This window comes from Kurthia sp. FSL E2-0154, assembly GCF_038003625.1.
Lineage (GTDB): Bacteria > Bacillota > Bacilli > Bacillales_A > Planococcaceae > Kurthia > Kurthia gibsonii.
The window spans coordinates 1,541,341-1,561,965 of the sequence record NZ_JBBOPO010000001.1; the positions used below are offsets into that span (position 1 = coordinate 1,541,341).

At 37.8% G+C, this 20,625-nt stretch carries 17 protein-coding genes; 1 reads left to right on the top strand and 16 read right to left on the bottom strand.

Annotation, left to right across the window (positions count from 1 at the left end):
• Positions 1–213 precede the first annotated feature (213 nt).
• From MHB75_RS07600 to zapA, 10 genes are all read right to left on the bottom strand, one after another.
• Positions 214–1,191 (bottom strand): electron transfer flavoprotein subunit alpha/FixB family protein, encoded by a 978-nt coding sequence (locus MHB75_RS07600; RefSeq protein ID WP_340996870.1) that lies wholly within the window; start codon positions 1,189–1,191, stop codon positions 214–216.
• A gap of 33 nt (positions 1,192–1,224) precedes the next feature.
• The gene (locus MHB75_RS07605) at positions 1,225–1,995 is read right to left on the bottom strand and encodes an electron transfer flavoprotein subunit beta/FixA family protein (protein ID WP_141274530.1); all 771 of its coding nucleotides are present in this window, start codon (positions 1,993–1,995) and stop codon (positions 1,225–1,227) included.
• 22 nt (positions 1,996–2,017) lie between these two features.
• Complete coding sequence (locus tag MHB75_RS07610; RefSeq protein WP_340996871.1) at positions 2,018–2,782, bottom strand: enoyl-CoA hydratase; 765 nt, start codon at positions 2,780–2,782, stop codon at positions 2,018–2,020.
• Positions 2,783–2,851: 69 nt separating this feature from the next.
• On the bottom strand, positions 2,852–3,433 hold the full coding sequence (locus tag MHB75_RS07615; RefSeq protein WP_068452060.1) for a TetR/AcrR family transcriptional regulator: 582 nt from the start codon (positions 3,431–3,433) through the stop codon (positions 2,852–2,854).
• A 96-nt stretch (positions 3,434–3,529) separates the two neighbouring features.
• Positions 3,530–5,236: a long-chain-fatty-acid--CoA ligase gene (locus MHB75_RS07620; RefSeq protein ID WP_340996873.1), complete on the bottom strand. Its 1,707-nt coding sequence runs from the start codon at positions 5,234–5,236 to the stop codon at positions 3,530–3,532.
• Between the two features lie 310 nt (positions 5,237–5,546).
• The gene (locus tag MHB75_RS07625) at positions 5,547–5,954 is read right to left on the bottom strand and encodes a DUF350 domain-containing protein (RefSeq protein WP_141274528.1); all 408 of its coding nucleotides are present in this window, start codon (positions 5,952–5,954) and stop codon (positions 5,547–5,549) included.
• Positions 5,955–5,978: 24 nt separating this feature from the next.
• Positions 5,979–8,342: an endonuclease MutS2 gene (locus tag MHB75_RS07630; RefSeq protein WP_340996876.1), complete on the bottom strand. Its 2,364-nt coding sequence runs from the start codon at positions 8,340–8,342 to the stop codon at positions 5,979–5,981.
• A 13-nt stretch (positions 8,343–8,355) separates the two neighbouring features.
• On the bottom strand, positions 8,356–10,062 hold the full coding sequence (polX, locus tag MHB75_RS07635) for a DNA polymerase/3'-5' exonuclease PolX (RefSeq protein ID WP_340996878.1): 1,707 nt from the start codon (positions 10,060–10,062) through the stop codon (positions 8,356–8,358).
• An 80-nt stretch (positions 10,063–10,142) separates the two neighbouring features.
• The gene (locus MHB75_RS07640) at positions 10,143–10,682 is read right to left on the bottom strand and encodes a CvpA family protein (RefSeq protein WP_141274525.1); all 540 of its coding nucleotides are present in this window, start codon (positions 10,680–10,682) and stop codon (positions 10,143–10,145) included.
• Positions 10,675–10,947, bottom strand: a complete 273-nt coding sequence (gene zapA, locus MHB75_RS07645; protein WP_068452044.1) for a cell division protein ZapA — start codon at positions 10,945–10,947, stop codon at positions 10,675–10,677. The genes MHB75_RS07640 and zapA overlap by 8 nt, the downstream gene beginning before the upstream one ends.
• A gap of 88 nt (positions 10,948–11,035) precedes the next feature.
• On the opposite strand from zapA, the gene rnhC reads away from it, so the two are divergent.
• Positions 11,036–11,968, top strand: coding sequence for a ribonuclease HIII (rnhC, locus tag MHB75_RS07650; RefSeq protein WP_340996880.1), 933 nt, complete (start codon positions 11,036–11,038; stop codon positions 11,966–11,968).
• A 64-nt stretch (positions 11,969–12,032) separates the two neighbouring features.
• Here the strand turns inward: rnhC and MHB75_RS07655 are convergent, their stop codons facing one another.
• The 6 genes from MHB75_RS07655 to pheT form a co-directional block, all read right to left on the bottom strand.
• A complete protein-coding gene (locus tag MHB75_RS07655; protein WP_340996882.1) occupies positions 12,033–13,823 on the bottom strand; it encodes an oligopeptide ABC transporter substrate-binding protein in 1,791 nt (596 codons plus the stop codon).
• Between the two features lie 18 nt (positions 13,824–13,841).
• The gene (locus MHB75_RS07660; RefSeq protein ID WP_340996883.1) at positions 13,842–14,750 is read right to left on the bottom strand and encodes an ABC transporter permease; all 909 of its coding nucleotides are present in this window, start codon (positions 14,748–14,750) and stop codon (positions 13,842–13,844) included.
• A 30-nt stretch (positions 14,751–14,780) separates the two neighbouring features.
• The gene (gene opp4B / locus MHB75_RS07665; RefSeq protein ID WP_340996885.1) at positions 14,781–15,743 is read right to left on the bottom strand and encodes an oligopeptide ABC transporter permease; all 963 of its coding nucleotides are present in this window, start codon (positions 15,741–15,743) and stop codon (positions 14,781–14,783) included.
• Between the two features lies 1 nt (position 15,744).
• Positions 15,745–16,692: an ATP-binding cassette domain-containing protein gene (locus tag MHB75_RS07670; RefSeq protein WP_068452032.1), complete on the bottom strand. Its 948-nt coding sequence runs from the start codon at positions 16,690–16,692 to the stop codon at positions 15,745–15,747.
• A complete protein-coding gene (locus tag MHB75_RS07675; RefSeq protein ID WP_340996888.1) occupies positions 16,673–17,701 on the bottom strand; it encodes an ABC transporter ATP-binding protein in 1,029 nt (342 codons plus the stop codon). Before MHB75_RS07675 ends, MHB75_RS07670 begins: the two co-directional genes overlap by 20 nt.
• Before the next feature lie 504 nt (positions 17,702–18,205).
• Positions 18,206–20,614, bottom strand: a complete 2,409-nt coding sequence (pheT, locus tag MHB75_RS07680) for a phenylalanine--tRNA ligase subunit beta (protein ID WP_141274691.1) — start codon at positions 20,612–20,614, stop codon at positions 18,206–18,208.
• Between the last annotated feature and the right edge of the window lie 11 nt (positions 20,615–20,625).

The window sequence follows — 20,625 nt, forward strand, 5'->3', positions numbered from 1 at the left end:
TTTGAATTATAGCATGGAACGACTTGAATTCGTATAAATATGCCTACATAATCGTCTCTTACTTCATTTTCATACAAAAATCTTGTATTTTATATTTCAAATCCATGATTTTATTTTATTATATTAAAAAAAGAGTGAACTTGCCAATCTTTCTGCTTCACTTTTGACAAAAGAAAACTGTTCCTCTGAAATTCAAAGGAACAGTTCTTTTCATTATACGCTCGCTTTTAATGCTTTTACTTCTTCAATTAATAGCGGCATCACTTCAAATAAGTCACCAACAATACCGTAGTCTGCTACTTTGAAAATATTCGCTTCTGGATCTTTATTAATCGCTACGATAATTTTCGAATTCGACATACCTGCTAAATGTTGAATGGCACCTGAAATACCAACTGCGATATATAAGTCAGGTGTTACAACTTTACCTGTTTGACCGATTTGTAATGAGTAATCGCAATATTCTGCGTCACATGCACCACGTGATGCACCAACTGCACCGCCAAGTAAGTTCGCTAACTCTTTTAGCGGAGCAAAACCTTCTTCGCTCTTCACACCACGACCACCTGATACGATGACTTTTGCTTCTGATAAATCTACACCATCTGTTGCTTTACGAATTACGTTTTCAACCACTGTACGTAAATTTGTAATATCTACTGATAATGTATCGACTGTACCTGTTTTGCCTGCTTCTGCTTCAAGTGGTTCAATGTTATTTGGACGAACCGTTACGAATAACGGCTCGCTTGCTGCTTCCACTTTTTCGAAAGCCTTACCCGAGTAGATTGGACGAATGAACTGCGCATCGTCGCCTTCTCCTTCAATTGACGTTACATCCGAAATCAAGCCTGTTTGTAAACGACTTGCCACTTTTGGAGATAAGTCTTTACCAAGAGCTGTATGACCTAACACAATTGCTTCTGGCTTTTCTTGGTTTACAACTGCAAGTAGTGCCTGACTGTAACCATCTGCTGTATAGAAATTCAAGTGTGGATGTTCCACTAAAACAACGCGATTTACGCCGTACTCGAATAATGAATTGGCTAATCCTGAAACATCTTGACCGAATAGCGCTACTACTACTTCGCCACCATCCGAAATTTTCTTCGCTGCGCTAATTGCTTCAAATGAAACATTACGTAATGCGCCTTCACGTGCTTCTGCTAATACAACTACTTTTTTAGACATATGTTCTTCCTCCAATCAATTTTTCATCGTTTATTAAATGACTTTTGCTTCTGAACGTAATAACGAAATTAATTCTCTCGCTTGGTCACGAATCTCACCTTCGAGAACTCGACCAGCTTGTTTTTCTGGTGCTAAGAATACCTCTACAGTTTTGATTTTTGGTTCTACATCGTCTTCATCTAAATCTAAATCATCTAATTCTAATTCTTCTAAAGGTTTCTTTTTCGCCTTCATAATACCTGGTAATGAAGGGTAGCGTGGTTCGTTTAGTCCTTGTTGTGCTGTTACAAGAAGTGGTAGAGATGTTGTAATCTCTTCTGAGTCACCTTCTACGTCACGCACAATTTTCACGTCACGTCCATTTAATTCAAAACCTGTAATTGTTGTTACATAGTTAATATCTAATAATTCTGCTAGACGTGGTCCGATTTGACCTGAGCCACCGTCAATTGCAACATTTCCTGCAAAGATTAAATCAACATCTTGCTCTTTTAAGTGAGCTGCTAGGATTGTTGCGACAGAGAATTGATCTAAGTCTTCTGCATCTTCTGCGTTGATGAGTACTGCTTGGTCTGCACCCATCGCTAATGCTGTACGAAGTTGTTTTTCAGATTCGTCATTACCAACTGTAATAACTGTTACTGTTCCACCTTCGCTATCGCGCACTTTAATCGCTTCTTCAATCGCATACTCATCATACGGGTTGATGATGAATTCTGCGCCGTCTTCTTGAATTGCGCCACCTGAGATGACGATTTTTTCCTCGGTATCAAAAGTTCTTTTCACTAATACATAGATGTTCATAATGTAAACCTCCTAAATAGTATTATTTTCCTTTAAATACTGCTTGACGTTTCTCAACAAAGGCTGTGATTCCTTCTTTCGCATCCTCTGTTGCAAATACGCGACCAAATGCTTGTGCTTCTTCATCAATTCCAGTGTAAAAACGATCTGTTTTTGAGAAGTTCAGCATATCTATTGTAGCTTTCAAAGAGATTGGACTTTTTAGTGCGATCTTTTTCGCAATGTCGAGTGTTTTACCCAACAGTTCCTCTTCTTCAAATGACGCATTGGCTAAGCCCCAGTTTACAGCTTCCTCTCCTAAGATTGGATCACTTGTAAACATCATTTCAGCAGCTTTCGCTGAGCCAACATACCGCGGAAGTCGCTGTGTTCCTCCGAAGCCAGGAATTAGTCCCAATGAGAGCTCAGGTAATCCAAGCTTTGCCGTTTTAGAAACATAGCGAAGATGACAGCTCATCGCCAATTCTAAACCGCCTCCTAAAGCTGCGCCATGAATCGAAGCGATGACAGGTTTTTCGAACGTTTCAAGACGTTCAAAAATAGATTGTGCTTCAGAAACATGTGCTGTGATATTTGGAACGGATAGAAATTCCTTAATATCTGCGCCGGCTGAGAAGAATCTTCCTTCGCCATGGATTACAACAACTCTCGTTGAATGGTCTTTCTCAATTTGATCAAGTGCTTCTGCAATCTCTTTTACAAGTTGTTGACTCATTGCATTTGCTGGTGGCCTTACAATTGTAACGACTGCGACACCGTCTTCATTGTTTAGCTTTAGAAATTCCATGTTCTTACCCCTTTTCGTATATGTTGTTGTAGAAATATAGGTAAGTGGAAAAACTTACCTATATTCATTTTAACCTTTAATACCATTTAATAACAATTGATATACTTTTGGTGCTTGTGCAGTTAAGTCGAATTTGTGATCTTTCATAACCCATGATGTCGTCACTTCATCAACTGTTCCAAAAATCAATTGTCGTGCTAAGCGAAGATCCATATTGGCATCAAACTCGCCAGCTTTTACCCCTTCTTCTAAAATGGTATCCAGTTGTTCAAGATATTCTTTTAATACGGCGTTGATTTTTAGGCGAATATCACGATTCGATTGTCGTAATTCCAATTGCGTGACACGCGCTAAATATTTATCATTCGACAACACGCGGAAATGATTCGTAATCATAAATTCGAGCTTTTCAGCCGCTGTCGTATTTTCTTGATTAACTTCTTGCAAGCTTTCAATAAATACAGCCATCTTTTCTCGGAACACCGAGATTAAAATATCTTCTTTGTTTTTAAAGTATAAATAGATTGTGCCATCTGCTACACCAGCTTGTTTTGCAATTTTAGATACTTGCGCTTGATGATAGCCATTATCTGCAATTACAATAACTGCGGCATCAATAATTTGCTTATACTTCGGTTTTTCTCTTTTCATACAAATCACACCACTTTTCTAAACAATAATGAATGGTTATTCATTCATAGTGTTATGATATTATTCATTGAAAATAATGTCAAGCATTCTCTGTCATTATGCCTGTTCTTGTCGTGGTTGTTGCTGTTTTTCTTTTTCTTCATCAATTAAAGCGCGACGTAAAATTTTACCAACTGCTGTTTTTGGTAGCTCTGCTCTAAATTCGTAAATGCGCGGCACTTTATAAGCAGCTAAGTTCTCACGGCAGAATTTATTCAAATCTGCTTCTGTTGTTGTCGCATCTTCACGCAATACGATATATGCTTTAACCGTCTCACCTCGATACGGGTCTGGAACGCCGGCTGCTACACACTCTACTACATCTGAATGTTCATACAATACTTCCTCGACTTCGCGCGGATAAATATTATAACCACCTGCAATAATCACGTCTTTTTTACGATCTACTACGTAGAAGAAACCGTCATCATCCATATAACCAAGGTCGCCTGTTTTTAGCCAACCATCCTCTAATGTCATCGCATTTTCTTCTGGACGATTCCAATACCCCTTCATAACTTGTGGACCTTTTACAACGAGTTCACCGATTTCGCCGTTCGCTCTTGGACGTTCGATTGACCCATCAACAATCATGGCATCTGTATCTGGCCATGGAATACCGATTGAATTTTTCTGACGAATGTTCTCGAATAAGAGATTAGCATGTGTAACAGGTGATGATTCTGTTAAACCATAACCTTCGACTAACTTACCACCTGTCAATTCTTCAAACTGTTCTTGTACTTCTGCTGGTAGCGGAGCCGAACCACTAATACATGCTTTAATAGAAGAAAGATCATATTTTTTGATTTGCGGATGATTAATTAAGCCAATATAAATTGTCGGTGCACCAGGGAATAATGTCGGGCGCTGCTTTTGAATCGTCTTTAAAATCATCTCTGCATTAAACTTCGGTAACAGCACCATCTTGCCACCTTGCATGACTGTATACAATAGAACGGTTGTCATACCATATACATGGAAAATTGGCAAAATTCCTAAAATAACAGGAGGTTCACTTTGTGCATTCGGTTCTGTTAACCATTCAGCACACATTCGTGTATTCGCAATGAGATTTTTATGCGTCAGCATAACACCCTTTGGAAAACCTGTCGTACCGCCTGTATACTGAAGCAATGCTAAATCTTCTTCAAAATTAAAATCAATCGTTGGTTCAATCGCTTGTGACGTTTTTAAAATCTCCATAAATTGATGGCTAACTCCACTATGGGCAACATGGACTTGCACACCTTGTTCTTTTTTCTGCACGTACGGATATAACAAATTTTTAGGGAATGGTAAGTAATCTTTAATACTTGTAATAATGACATTTTCAAGTGCCGTATTTTTAAATACTTTCATAATACGTGGATATAAAATATCTAAGCTAACAATTACTTTTGCACCTGAATCTTTTAGCTGATACTCAATTTCTCGCTCTGTGTATAACGGATTCGTCATAACAACTGTTGCACCGGCATAAAGTGCGCCGTAATAAGAGATGACCGTTTGGGGTGTATTCGGGAGCATAAGCGCGATTCGGTCTCCTTTTTCAATACCTAATTGTTGTAAGTATTGGGCAAACTTTAGTGAAGATTCATGTAACTCTTTGTACTTAATATCTTTTCCCATAAAGTGAATAGCAATTTTTTCAGGGGTGTTCCTTGCGGCATTTGTTAAAAACTGTTGTAACGGAATTTCTTCATAATCCAAATTTGCACGAATGTAATTTGGATAATGCTTCAACCAAACCTTCTCAGTCATTTCAATCCACTCCTTATAAAATTTGTTAAATATTACTTCTTATTATATAGAAGTTTGTGAACGCTTTCAAATGATGAATAAGAAAAAAATGCATTTTTCCAACAAAAACGAAACAAAACATACGAAGTTTTCACATTTCCCTATATACCAACACTTTAACACAAATGAATGACTATTCATAGAAAATGTTCAGAAAAATTCTATTTCATTATAAATAATTGTCTTTCATGTTCTTTTTACACTCGAATACGCTATGTTATTTATGAAAAAATAAAAAACCAGCGTGATTTTTACATCACACTGGCTTTCATTAAGAAATACTCGCACCGATGACAAAAGATAAGCCGATGGAGATGGCAAAGGAAATAAAGCCAACTGAACGATTGTCTTTTGCAATCTCTTTATCAATTTTAAAAGAAGGTGTTAAAAACTCATATAATAAATAAGCAATAATTAAGAGAATAAAACCGAATAGTCCCCATCCAAGCATTTCTGGGAGTGAATTATTCTTCTCAATCGAGTAGCGGAAAATATTGCAAATTCCTAAGATTTTACCTCCTGTTGCAAAAGCAACAGCCATATTCCCATTTTTAATCTCTTGCCAATTTTTATAGCGTGTAACAGCTTCGAAAATAGCCATTGACACAATTAAACAAAGGACGACCACACTATAATATCCTGTCATAATAACAGCAGGATGTTGCCAAAATGCATCCATGAACGAAAACCTCCGTTCTTCTCTCTATTTTAATTCGGCGATTGTAACACCGAACCCACCCTCGCTCGCTTCACCAAAATGATACGATTTTACACGTGGATGACGTTTTAATAAATCTTGTACGCCTTTTCGTAATGCTCCGGTTCCTTTACCATGAATGATGGATACGCGATGATAGTTCGATAACAAAGCATCATCAATATATTTTTCTGTAAGATATAGCGCATCTTCGTAACGTTCACCGCGTAAATCAAGCTCTAATTTCACAGCGTCACGTCCACGTACATTCGTCACGTTGACAGACTCTTTTACTTTTTCAGGTTTGATATATTCTAAATCGGCTTCATCTAGCTTCATTTTTAATATACCCATTTGTACAACCCATTCATGATCCGATGCTTTTTCAATTAATACACCTTTTTGACCATAGGTTGTTACTTTGACTTCATCACCTTTTTGCAGTTGCTGTGCACGTTCTTGAATTTGACGTTGTTTTTTCAACACTTTATTTTCTGCTGGTGCAGCATCTTCTAAACGTTTACGCGCTTCAATGATTTCATGCTCTTTGACAACTTTATGCGCATTCATCTGCATTTTGTGTAGCTCATCAATTACAGACTCTGCTTCACGTTTTGCTTCTTCTACAATTTTCTTCGCTTTTTCTTTTGCTTTTGCTTCTAATTGTTCTTTTAACTCATCATATTCTTTTAAGCGTGCATCTAAGTCTGCTTGTAGAATACGTGCTTCCTCTAATAGTCGTGCACTTTCTTCTGCATCTTTTTCAGATTTCAAACGAGATTCTTCTAATGAAGCAATCATCGATTCAACTTCATGTGTCTCCGTTCCTATGTAAGAACGTGATGTTTCGATGATGTGTTCAGGTAGACCTAGTCGTTTTGAAATTTCAAAGGCATTTGAACGTCCAGGTACACCGATTAATAAGCGATATGTTGGACTTAATGTTTCGACATCAAACTCCACACTTGCATTAACGACAGCCGGACGATTAAATCCATAAGCTTTTAATTCCGGATAGTGTGTTGTTGCCATAACGCGCGCACCACGTCCATGTACTTCATCTAAAATTGAAATGGCTAGTGCAGCACCTTCTTGTGGATCTGTTCCTGCACCTAATTCATCAAATAGGACAAGTGAATTCTCATCAAACTTTTGTAGAATATCTACGATGTTTACCATATGACTTGAGAATGTCGATAAACTTTGTTCGATTGACTGCTCGTCACCAATGTCTGCAAATAATTGATCAAATACGGCTAATTCTGAACCATCTAATGCAGGTACTGGAATACCTGATTGCGCCATCAATGTACATAGACCGACTGTTTTTAATGTAACTGTCTTACCACCAGTATTCGGCCCTGTAATCACAATCGCTGTAAATTCGCGACCAAATTCAATATTATTCGCAACTGCAATATCGCGGTCAAGTAACGGGTGTCTTGCTGCAGTTAATTTAATATAACCTTCTGCATTCATTGTTGGTTTTGAACATTTATTCGCCTGTCCATATTTAGCTTTTGCTAAAATGACATCGATCTGACCTAGTACTTGTACCATGACGAATAATTCATGTGCCACTTCTTGTACCATGCCTGATAGTACACCTAAAATACGGTCGATTTCTGCTTTTTCTTTCACTTTTAAACTATGAATTTCGTTATTCGCTTGCACGACTGAATCAGGTTCAATGTAAAGTGTTTGACCAGATGAAGATTGATCATGCACGACACCACCATAGTGGCTACGATATTCAGCTTTTACAGGAATTACAAAGCGGTCATTACGAATCGTAATAATCGAATCTGATAACATTTTTGCAGCATTCGTGCCACGCGTTAAACTCGCTAAACGTTCACGTACACGTCCTTCTTGCATACGTAATTGCTGACGAATTGTACGAAGTGCTGAACTCGCTGAATCTGTCACATGAGCATTATCATCAATACAGCTATTAATCTCATGTTGTAGTCCTGTCAAAATCGGAAGTTGTTCCTTTTTCTCTTCAAAATAAGGAATCTCTAAGTCTTCGTCTATCATTATTTCTTCGATAAATTCTCTAAAAATACGGCTCGCACGAATGGTAGACGAAATCTCCATTAATTCTGATGGGCTGAGTACACCGCCAATTTGTGCACGTCTCGCGCTTGGACGAATATCAAAAATGCCACCAAGTGGTACATTCGAGCGAAGACGTAAAATGGCAAGCCCCTCGTCCATTTCATCTAATAAACGATTTACTTCTTCTAAAGTTGTTTCTGGTTTTAATTGTTCAATCGTTGATTTACCAATTGAATTCGTACAGTAATTAGCAACCTGTTCAATAATTTTTTCATATTCTAGTGTTTTCAATGCGCGTTCTGCAATCATTCAAAACACCTCCTCATTTATTCATTAAAAACTCCATAAAGCGCTCAAATGACCATGTATTCACAATTAAATCTTTATGAAGCCATGCTTTTTGCGCATATTTTGTACCGATTTCCATATAACGTAACTGTTCAATGGCATGTGCATCTGTATTAATCGCAACCTTCACACCTGCTTTTGCAGCCATTTCTAAATGTTCGATACATAAATCAAGTCGATATGGATTGGCATTTAGCTCTAAAATCTTACCGTATTCTTTTGCCCATGCAATCAATTGCTCCATATCTGGATTATATCCGTCACGCTGATGAATAACACGTCCTGTTGGATGGGCAATCATGTCAACGTGTGGATTTTTCATCGCCGTATGCAGTCGTTCCATAATTTGCTCTTGTGGCTGACTAAAACTTGAATGAATCGACGCAATAACAAAATCTAAATTCGCCAGTACATCATCTGAAAAATCAAGTGTGCCATCTGGTAAAATATCCATCTCTGTACCGCGTAATAAGTGGAATCCTTCTACTTGTTTATTAAAAGCGAAGATTTCTTCTTGTTGTTGTAGCAGTCGTTCTGGTGTTAAACCATTCGCTACTTTTAAATATTGCGAGTGGTCGGTAATCACACCATGCGTATAGCCCTTCTCGATTAAAGCTCGTCCCATTTCTTCGACTGTATGCGCACCGTCTGACCATGTCGTATGCATATGCAAATCTGCGCGAACATCTTCTATTGTAACAAGCTTTGGTATATCCGTATAGCTTTCAAACTCACGTTTTCCTTCACGTAAAGTCGGTGGAATGAAAGGTAAATCAAAGTGTGCAAAAAATTCCGCTTCTGTTTGGAAAGTTTGCATCGTACCATCTGCTAATTCCACACCATATTCACTAATTTTTTCACCGCGTTCTTTTGCGATTTGGCGCATGCGCACATTATGATCTTTAGAACCTGTAAAGTGGTGAAGTGCTGTTGCATACTGTTCAGGTTCTACAATGCGAAAATCGACATTCGGTGCATCTTCACCTGTTAAAACAACAGATATTTTGGTATCGCCAGCTGCAATTACTTCTGCTGCTTCTACTTGCGCTAAAATAGCTTCTTTTACAGCAGTCGGTTTATTTGTCGCAATCATATAATCAACATCTTTACTCGATTCTTTGATTCGTCGATAACTACCTGCTACTGAGAACGTATTGATTTCTTCAATTGAAGTAAGAATCGCATCTAACTTCGGCACAATCGTTTCTAACTGCCAAAGTGGATGACTTTCTGAACGCTTGCCCAACTTTTCAAGTTCAGCAAGAATTTTTTCTTCGGTCTTTTTAGCAAAACCAGCGAGTTGCTGTACACGACCTTCTTCACAAGCTGTTTTTAACGATTCAGCTGAATCAATGCCGAGTTCAGCGTATAATTTTGCAATTTTCTTACCGCCGAGTCCTGGGATTTTTAATAAAGGTGGTAGTCCTACAGGTACTTCTTGTTGTAATTGCTTTAACTCAGATGACTCGCCAGTTTCAAGCAATTCCGTAATAACAGAAGCTGTCCCTTTACCAATTCCTTTTAAAGCTGTTACGTCATCTATTTCTTCCATACTACGCGGATCGTTTTCAAGCGCTGCACCTGCTTTGCGGTAGGCAGAAATTCGAAAGGCATTTGCGCCTTGTAACTCTAAATAGGTAGCAATCTTTTCTAGTACTTTGATGACTTCTTTTTTATTCATGTTCTTCAAACTCCTTCTGAAAAAAAGAGCTACTCACGAAAAACGGAGCAGCTCTCTTTGATTAGGTTGGTGGTATGTAATTACTGTAAATACACGAACCACATCTTTTGGAACAGCGATGATAAAATCGGTGTAAATTCCAATATGACTTTCGTTAAAATTGAGCTTTCTACATATTTTTGAATCGAATCGATTGGTAGTAATGCTAACACATATAAAATGATGAATAACATAATATAGCATTGTACAAAACCAAGTAATGAACCGAGGAAGCGATTGAATACACCGAGTACTGGTATATCCTTTAAGAAATCAAAAATTGAGAATAAAATGCTTAATACAATTTTAATAACAAAGAAAATAATAGCAAATGCTAGCAATTGATAGAATGTTAAATTCAAATCAAGTGCGTCATTGGCAAACTTCAGTGCCGTATTTTCCGTAACTGCTGGATATGGAACCCACAGTACGATTTTCTCCGCAAAAGGCTTATAATAAATATAAGCAACGATTAGCGCAACTAGTAGACCGACCAAGTTCAGCAACTGCGTGATGAACCCTTTTTTATAGCCGGATACAAGTGCTGCTATAAATAATATAATGATAAGTAGGTCAATCATTCACTTCATCCTTTTGTTTATTCAGTTCCGCCTCTAAGGCTTCATATTTTTGTTGCAGCTTCATTAAATCATTTACTGCGTTGGCAGCAGTAAGTACAGCAAGTTGGGTACTGCTAAGCACAGGGTTTGCAAGTTTGATCTCTCGCATACGCTCATCTACTGTGGCAGCGACAGCACGCATATGAGCAGTTGACTCTGGTCCAACCATATTGTATGTTTGACCATATATTTCAATGGCAATGCGATTTTTCGGACAATCTCCCAACAGTATCCCTCCCTTAAAAATCTCATTCTCATCATACCATGAAATCATTCATTCTGTGAATAATGATACAACGAAAGGTGTTAAAAATATGTCTAATATTGTCATTCAACTAACGAAAGAAGCACAACAGAAAGTTCACGCACATTACGCACCCTATAAAGTCGAGCGTAATGCACCTGGGGTTATATTTGCAGCAAAAGCAAATGGAGTCTCGATCACGTCTTATCGCTCTGGAAAAGTTATGTTCCAAGGTGGACGTGCGGCAGAGGAAGCGCAACAGTTTGGTACACCAAATCCATCAAAGAATGTGACGTCATCGAAGGGCGATACGTTGCCTGAAGATTTTGCATCAAAGTCTGTCATCGGTTCAGATGAAACAGGTACGGGTGATTACTTTGGCCCGATTACAGTTGCAGCGGTCTATGTTCCAGCACATCAAATTGAACTGGTAAAAGAACTTGGCGTGAAAGATTCAAAAATGCTAACAGATGACTTCATGCGAAAGATCGCACCTGATTTGATTAAAACACTTACGTACTCACTACTCATCTTACACAACAAAAAGTATAATGAAGTACAAGAAAAAGGTTGGTCACAAGGTAAAATTAAAGCCGTTCTTCACAACCAGGCACTCAAAAAAGTCTTAGCTAAAATTGCACCTGAAAAACCTGAAGCCATCTTAATTGACCAATTTGCTGAGCGTAATACGTATTATAATCATTTGAAAAATGAAAAAGAAATCGTACGCGAAAATGTGTTATTTGCTACGAAGGCTGAACAGCTTCATCTCTCTGTAGCTGCCGCTTCGATTATTGCACGCTATGCTTTTTTACGTGAGATGGACCGTCTATCAAAAGAAGTCGGTGTGACTTTACCAAAAGGAGCTAGTGCAAAGGTCGATGAAGTTGCTGCGCAAATTTTATTGACGCAAGGTGAGGACGCACTTTATGAAGTGACGAAATGGCACTTTGCGAACACGACGAAAGCTTCTCGAATCGCTTCTAAAAAACGTCTCATTTAATCAACACAACAAAAAGGAGGAATTCCCCCATAATGGAATTCCTCCTTTTCTTATGCTCGATTGATTATTCGCCTTTTACTGGTTCGTCAGCAGTTAATTCTACTTTTTCGATACCATCTTTTGCTAAGTAATCAATTGTCCAGTTTTTAACGCGTTTGTTCACAGGAATGATTTCCGTACGGAAGTACATTGGAACTGTTGCTGCGTTATCTGACATGAATTCTTGCCACTTACTGAATGCTTCTGCACGGTATTTTGGATCTAAAGCTTCTGGTGAATCGATGTCTAATAATAATTTTTCAAGTTCGGGTGAAGTATAACGGCTATAGTTGAACTGAGCTGCTTTTGAGTAAAGACCGATTGGTGATGGGTTTGTACCTGTACCCCATGCTGCCATAAACATATCGATATCTTTATCGTCTGCTTTTACTTTTTCATAGAATGAGTTGAACTCAATTAGACGACCTGTTGATAATTCTACTTTTAGACCAACATCTTTCCAGTTTTGGATGTAGAATTGTACAATTTTATCATCTTTATCTGATCCAGCTATACCTGCTAACTTAATTGTAAGTGGTTTACCGTCTTTATCTTCACGGTAACCGTCGTTGTTTGTATCTTTATAACCTGCTGCGTCTAATAATTCTTCAGCCTTTTTCTTGTCGTATTTGTAGCCTTTTAATGAATCATCATAGAATGACGAGAATACTGGTGGAATTAAAGAGTTAGCACGTGTACGTAAACCATCATAATATACATCTGCTACTTCTTCGATATTCATTGCGTAAGCAATTGCTTGACGTAATTGTTTATCGTTCATTTTTGCATTTTCATCTACTACAACTTCTGATTTTTTAGAATCCCATTTACCTAGTTTAAAACCTAAGTAAGAGTAAGCTAATTCTGGACGACCTAAGATTTCAATGTTTTTGAAGTCTTTGATTGAAGCGTAATCATTTGCTGGGTAGTTTGGTACTGAAACATCGTACTTACCTGCTTTTAATGCTGCTGCCATTGAAGCTGAAGGAACAACTTCGATGACTACTTTGTCTAATTTCGGTTGACCTTTATAGTAGTTTTTGTTCGCTACTAATTCTACTGATTCACCTTTAACAATTTTGTTAATAACGAATGCGCCTAATGTTACAGGGTTTTTACGCACTGCATCTGATTTTTGTAAATCTTTTACAGCGACTTTTTCTAACTGATGTTTTGGAGCTGCGTAACCCCATAAACCGTCACCGCCAGAGTAGATTGCTGGTGAGATCTTTTTGAATGAGATTTCTGCTGTGTAATCATCAATCTTTTTAATACCTGAGATGTCTTTGGCTTTACCGTCATGGTATTCTTTTGCACCTACGATGTTTTGGAAGTCTGTATCGTAACGTACACCTGTGTAGTCTTTATCACCGATAATATAGTAAGGATAGATAACATCATCAATTGTAAATGGTTGATCATCTGACCATTTAACATCTTTTTTAATTGTAATTGTTGCTTTTTTAGCATCTGTATCTACATCTAATTTTGCAAGACCATCATTATCGATTAAGAAGTCTTCTTTTGTTGTGAAAATTGAATTTGAAGTATAGCTTAAGATTGCTGCATCATATGCATCTTCATATACTTCGTAAAGGAATAAACCTTTGAATGGTGCATCTGATTGTAGTGCTACTTTTAATGTACCACCTTTAATTGATTCGTCTTTATTCGTCGTTTGTAACGGGAATTTTGACGTATCTACTTTTTCTTTTTGGTTACTTTTTTCGCCGCTCTTGTCGCCGCCGCCACATGCTGCTAATACAAGCATGATCGCTGCAAGAACTGTTAGTAATAGCCAATTCTTTTTGTTCATTTCATTTCCTCCCCTTTTTTAACCTAATCTTTGTTTTGAATCTGCTGCTCGACGTAAAGCTTGTCCAACATAATTTATTGCCAGCATCAATACGAGAATGAGTATTGATGCGGGTAACCATACCCACCAATTGTTTTCAAGAACAACTGGGTTACTTGCAGCCCCTACCAATGTCCCTAAACTCGGTACATTTGGCGGTAGACCAAATCCTAAATACGTAAGACCTGTTTCAATACCGACATTTCCGGCAAAGTTCAGTGTCAGCTCAACAATTAGTAATGAGCTAATATTTGGTAAAATACCTTTTAACATAATGGCAAAATTGCCTGTCCCCATCGTTTTAGAGGCACTTACATAATCACGTTTCCCCTCGGAGAGCACTTTACTTCGAATTAACCTCGCTGTTCCTACCCACAAGAATGCGCTCATGATGAGTACAAATGTGGTGACATTATATTTTGGAACAATCGTTACGAACACGATGATGATCATCAATGTTGGTAATGTCATGTAGAAGTCCATAATACGCATGATGATAGCATCAACGATTCCGCCAAAATATCCAGCGGCTAAACCAATACCAACACCAAGTACACCTGTAATTAACGTAATCGCAATGGCAATCGTTAGCGAGTTACGTGTACCGAGAATTAACTGACCTAAGATGTCACTACCACCTTGATCTGCTCCTAGAATGAAGCCGTTCGTTCCCGGTTGTGCAAATTCATCATATAGACTAATTTGCATTAATTCTTCTCGGTCAATCGTGAATGACCAAACGAATGTGACAACGATGATACCGACTAATACGATGAGTGAAGCCATCGCTAATTTATCTTTTTTAAACTCGCGCCATACAACCTTTAATCCAGTTGCGGGCGTTCCTTCATCTTGTTGTAAGAGTGTTTTTTCTTCAATTTGTTGCATCTTTCTCACCTCTTTATTTTCGATTATGTCCTAATCAATACGGATTCGTGGATCAACGATACTCATTACAATGTCGGAAATTAAACTACCTAGTAAAGATAGGAATCCGAATAATAGTACGAGCGCTGTAATAACAGAATAGTCACGCTGCCCTAATGATTGAATGAATAGTTGCCCCATTCCTGGATAACCGAAAATCGTTTCGATAAAGATGGAACCACCAAGTAAACCTGTAATTGTAAAACCAATGAATGCTGCAATTGGTAATAATGAATTACGGAAAATGTGTTTTGAATAAATGACCTTCATCGGTACACCTTTACTTCGCGCTGTTTTTACATAATCTTGTGTTTTTGCATCGATTACTTCTGAGCGTAAGTATTGAATGATTGTTGTTGTACCTAATAAAGCGAATGTAATACCTGGTAAGATAAGATGGTAAATTTTATTCCATACATAATCCCATGTGCCAGGGTCATACTTCACATCGACCGTTCCACTAGTTGGGAACCAATCGAGTTTATAACCAAATAAGAATAAGAAAGTTAAGCCAAGTACAAATGTCGGAACCGCATATGTAATGAAGCTATATAATACTGTTCCTTTATCAAACCAAGTACCTTGGTAACGACCTGCATAAATTCCAAGTGGAATCGCGATTAAATATAAAAGAATGACACTGAATAGTGATAACCAAAGTGTATTTAATGCACGTTCTCCGATTAGGCTAGATACGCTATCTTTGAATGCATAGCTTGTTCCAAAGTCCCCTTGAAGTGCATTCGTAATCCAATTCCAGTACTGTACATACCATGGATCATTCCAACCTGCTAACTCACGTAATTCTTCGATACGGTTCGGGTCTGTTTCAGGTGTTACAAGACCTGTTAATGGATCACCCGGCATCAATTTAGCTAACCAGAAAATGATTAAACTTAATACAATTAGTTGAGGAATCATAATTAAGATTCGTCTGACGATGGTTTTCCACATACTATTGTGCCTCCTTCTCAGCTGCTGACATCGCTACTTTATGCGTAGCTGATATGACTTGAAGTGGATAAACCTTTCCATCTGCATCATAATATTTTTGTGCATTTTCACGGTAAGCTTGTTCCACTGCACGACGCTCCATTTTTCGTTCAAAGCGTGTCTCAGGTTCAATTGTTGGAATTGCAGATAATAAACGATTCGTGTAGACATGTTTTGAATGTTTATAAATATCTTCTTTCGTTCCCTGTTCAACAAAACGTCCTTTATACATGATAGAGATATGATCACACATATGGCGAACAACACCTAAATCATGCGAGATGAATAGATAACTTAGTCCATATTCAGTTTGAATATCTTTCATAAAGTTCAGAACCTGTGCTTGTACTGATAAGTCAAGCGCTGATACAGGTTCATCGGCAATAATCATCTTTGGCTTACACGCTACTGCACGCGCAATTCCTAGACGCTGTTTTTGACCACCTGAGAATTCATGTGGATATTTTAATAAAGCTTCTTCTGACATCCCAACGATTTCAAGCAGTTCAATCATATGGCGCTTCTCTTCTGTTGGTGATAGATTCATAAAGTTACGAATTGGTTCTGCTAACACATCTTGTACGCGTTTTCTCGGATTCATCGCTGACGTTGAATCTTGAAAAATCATTTGGATATCACGTGTGAATGCACTATTACGTGTACGACGTTTATTGGTTACATCTTCACCTTCGTAGATCACTTGACCTGATGTAATTTTTTCGAGTCCGATAATTGCTTTTCCTGTTGTCGACTTCCCTGAACCTGATTCTCCGACTAAACCATATGTTTTGCCTTTTTCAAATTCCATCGATACACCATCTACTGCATAGACATGGTCTACTACTGTATTAAAGAAGCCGCCTCGAATTGGATAATGTACATGTAAATCTTTAATTTGTATGAAGCTCATGATTTAGTCCTCCTTCCTCATGTTCAAAATGGAAGTCTTTCCAGCACGTACAACGCACAAAATGTTCTGGACTGATTTCGTGTAGTGATGGATTGTCTTCATGTTTAGAAGGATCAATCCAAGGAATACGTGGTGCAAAACGACAACCTGTTCTTGGCATTTTCGTTAATGTTGGAACCATTCCATGGATAATTTCTAATCGATCTTGGTCGTGATCCACTTGTGGAATTGAATTTAATAATGAACGTGTATATGGGTGCTTTGGATGGCTGAACAGCTCTTCAACAGATGCGAGTTCAATAATTTGTCCAGCATACATAACTGCTACACGATCAGCCACTTCAGCTACTACACCTAAATCATGTGTAATCAAAATAATTCCCGAATTCGTTTCTTCTTGTAAGTCATTTAATAAGTCTAAAATCTGTGCTTGAATCGTTACATCTAAAGCAGTTGTTGGTTCATCCGCAATCATAATTTTCGGTTTGCATGCAATCGCAATCGCAATGACAACACGCTGTCTCATCCCACCTGACAATTGATGTGGATATTGTCTTGCAACACGTTCTGGATGGCTAATTCCTACTTGATCTAATAATTCTAAAACACGTTTTTGACGTTCTTGTTCACTTAATTTTGTATGGTATTTTAATGTTTCGGTAATCTGATCGCCAATACGCATGAGTGGATTAAGGGCTGCAAGTGGGTCTTGGAAAATGAAGCCAATGTCATTTCCTCGAATTTTATTCAATTGGTCTTCTTTTAATGTCGCTAAGTTTTGATCGTTGTATAAAATCTGACCATCTACTTTTGTATTGTTTGCCACATGTAAACCAACAATAGAAGTGGCTAACGTACTTTTACCACAACCTGACTCCCCTACAATTGCTAACACTTCATTCTCACGTAGTGTTAAATTGATATCTTCAATTGCTGCGTAATACTGATCTTTGATTCGGAAACTTGTATGTAAGTTTTCAATTTTAAGTAATTCTTTTGATGTATTCAAAATATTTCCCCTTTCCAATCTAGCTCGAATATTCCAACTATTCAAAGCGTATGATTTTTATACATTAGATGTATAAATTTCGAATACCGAAACAATTAGACTTTTAAAATAAAATCCCTTATGCAATTCATGCATAAATTCCGATTATCGGAATTTTCTTAAAGGGAAATATATTTTATTTGTCTTAATATAACACAATTTTTAATTTTTTGTCTATTCTTTGTAAAAAGTTTTTAAAATATTCTTAAAAACAAGAAAATTGAGTTTACTTTTATGTAAATCTATTTCCTATATTTTGCATTATAGCATAGCAATAACATATAACATATACTTTTTTTCAAAAAAAGAAGAAGAAAGAGGATGGGACATAAGTGTAAAAACACCATCCTACATGAGCATAAGAAAAACTGGAATCGCGCTATTGTGCGGTTCCAGTTTTTCGTTGTGAACTCTAAAAAAGGAAAATGAGATGTTCTGTCCCATCCTCTTAACGAGCATTTTAAATTATCGAACTTCTACATTCGCTTGTTCTTTTAATGCTGCCATTACTTGATCATGCACTGCTACGACTTCTTCATCCGTTAACGTTTTCTCTGGATTGAAGTACGTTAATGTAAATGCAAGTGACTTTTTGCCTTCTGGCATGTTTGCACCTTCATATAAATCGAATACATGTACTGATTTTAATAATGTACCACCAGCCTCACGAATAATCGCTTCAATCGTTCCTGCCTCTAATGTACGATCTACAACTAATGCAATATCACGTGAGATGGATGGGAAGCGTGGAATTGGTTGACAAACTAAAGGTTCCACTTCTGCTCCAGCTAATTGTTTAAAGTTTAGCTCTGCTACATATGTCTCTTTTAAGCCAAGTGTTTTTTGTTCTTTCGGGTGTAATTGTCCGAAGAAACCTACTACTTCACCATCTAATACGATTGATGCAGTACGACCTGGGTGCATACCTTCTTGTTTTGAAGCTACGTACTGAATACGCGCAGATAGACCTAGTTTTTCAAGTAATCCTTCGATTACACCTTTTAACACGAAGAAGTCTACTTGCTTATGTTCGCCTTGCCATGCGTGGTCAAGCCATTTACCTGTCATAACGATTGATAGATGTTCTTCTTCATTTGGTAAGCCATCTTCGCCTTTACCTAGGAATACAGAACCAATTTCGTATAATGCGACTAATGGAATTTGACGTGATACATTATGCACTGCTGCCTCGATTAAATGTGGTAATAAACTTTGGCGTAATGTACTATGTGCCTCACTCATTGGCATCATAAGACGTGTTGTTTCTTCTGTTTGTAGTGCGTATTTTTGCGCTAATTCATCTGATGTTAATGAGTATGTTAACGCTTGGAATAAGCCACTGCCTTCTAAATAATGACGTGTTACACGACGTTTTTCTTGGTATGGTGTTAAACCACCTACTGATGTTTCTGCTACAGGAATTGTTTTTGGAATCTCGTCGTAACCATACATACGCGCGATTTCTTCTACGATATCTTCTTCAATTTTAATATCTTGACGGCGTGTTGGTGCATCTACGATTAATAAACCGTTCGCTGTTTCTACATCAAAACGTAGACGTTTTAAAATCGATACCATCTCATTTAATGAGATTTTCATACCTAAACGTGAATTGATGAAGTCAGGTGACACAGCTACGCGAGCTGGAGTTTTATCTAACTCATCTACAAGTACTGTTCCTTCTAATACTGTTCCACCAGCGATTTCAGCCATTAACTGCGCTGCACGTTCTGCTGCTGGTAATACACGGTTCGGGTCAATCCCTTTTTCAAAGCGCGCACTCGCATCACTGCGTAAGCCTAAATCTTTTGATGTGTAACGAACAGATAGCCCTTCAAAGTAAGCTGATTCAATTACAACTGTTGTTGTTTTATCTGTTACTTCTGAATCGAATCCACCCATAACACCTGCTACTGCCACTGGCTCTTCACCATTTGTAATTACAAGGTTCGAAGCTTTTAATGTACGGTCTTTTCCGTCTAGTGTTTTAATGCTTTCGCCTTCTGTAGCTAAACGAACGACGATTTCACCTGTTTTTAGTGCATCGTAATCGAATGCATGAAGCGGTTGACCATATTCCATTAAAATATAGTTCGTAATATCAACTACGTTATTTAATGGACGAACGCCTACAGCCATTAATGCTTGCTGTAACCATAATGGTGATTCCGCAACTTTTACATTCTCCACAACTTTCGCTGCATATAGTGGATTTTGTTCTAATGCTTCTACACGCACGTTTAATACGTCTGCTGCTTTTTTCGTTGTTGCTTCATACTTGATTTCAGGTAAGTGAATTTCACGATCTAAAATTGCCGCTACTTCATAAGCTACACCTAACATACTCATGGCATCTGAACGGTTTGGTGTAAGACCTAATTCTAATACCACATCATCTAAACCTAATACTTCAACTGCATCTGAACCTACTGGCGTATCTGATGGTAATACGTAAATACCTTCAGCATATGCTTTTGGTACAACTTTACCTTCGATACCTAGTTCTTGAAGTGAACAAATCATACCGTTTGATACTTGTCCACGTAATTTAGCTTTTTTAATTTTCCCACCTGGCAAGTGCGCGCCTGGACGTGCAACGATGACTTTTTGTCCTACCGCTACATTCGGTGCACCACAAACGATTTGTGAATATTCTTCTTCACCAAAATCAACTTGGCAAATATTTAATTTATCTGCTTCTGGGTGTTTTTCTTTTTCTTTTACTTCTCCAACCATTAGCTTTTTAAGTCCAGCTGATAAGTCGATGATGCCATCTACTTCAATCCCTGCTCGTGTAATTTTTTCTGCTAATTCTGCTGGTTCGAAACCTGAAATGTCAACATATTTTGCTAACCATTTTAATGATACATACATGCGTTATTCCT